This window comes from Vibrio sp. 811 (assembly GCF_033339195.1).
Genome location: NZ_JAWOUB010000382.1, coordinates 1 through 717, shown reverse-complemented (window position 1 = coordinate 717; position 717 = coordinate 1). Strand labels below are relative to the sequence as shown.

Below are 717 nucleotides of genomic sequence, written 5' to 3'. Positions count from 1 at the left end.
TTCACTTCCATCTCGTTAGCAACAATGTTTGCCAACGTCGTTTTACCCAAACCTGGAGGGCCAAAAATAAGTAGGTGGTCTAACGCCTCACTACGCAATTGTGCCGCTTTGATGAAAATCTCCATCTGATCACGGACATGATCCTGACCTTGATAATCCGCCAACTTTTTAGGGCGAATAGCACGGTCAATAACATCTTCATCACGAAACGCTGGATTTTCAGGAGCGATTAAACGATCGGCTTCAATCATACTGTTACCTTGAACTTTCCGTTACACCATTGATTTTAGTGCTTCACGGATCAGCTGCTCGCTGCTCATGTCCGGTTTAGCAATTTGAGAAACGACTTTCGACGCTTGAGTTGGCTTGTAGCCTAGAGCAAGAAGTGCGCTGACCGCCTCTTCTTCTGCACTATTTGACGAAGCGGCAGCCGAGTCAGTAGGAGCGGCATCAGTAAACGGCGTGAATAAGTCGCCAGCTCCCCAACCTTTTAAGCGGTCTTTCATTTCAACGACTAAACGCTCGGCGGTTTTCTTACCAACACCAGGTAACTTCACAAGCGTAGAAACATCTTCACGCTCTACACAAGACACAAACTGGCTCGCTGTCATGCCTGAAAGAATACCTAAGCCAAGTTTAGGGCCAACGCCGTTTGCTTTGATCACTTCACGGAATAGCGCACGCTCTTTTACTGTATTAAAACCGTAAAGCAATTGC

General features: G+C 46.7%; 2 protein-coding genes. Both read right to left on the bottom strand.

Annotated features, from left to right (window positions below; all coding sequences use genetic code 11):
* A partial coding sequence (locus tag R7Q46_RS27015) for an AAA family ATPase (protein WP_318078227.1) occupies positions 1-251 on the bottom strand: 251 nt, incomplete at its 3' end.
* Between the two features lie 21 nt (positions 252-272).
* Positions 273-717: Holliday junction branch migration protein RuvA (ruvA, locus tag R7Q46_RS27010; protein ID WP_318078225.1), on the bottom strand; the 445-nt coding region annotated here is incomplete at its 5' end.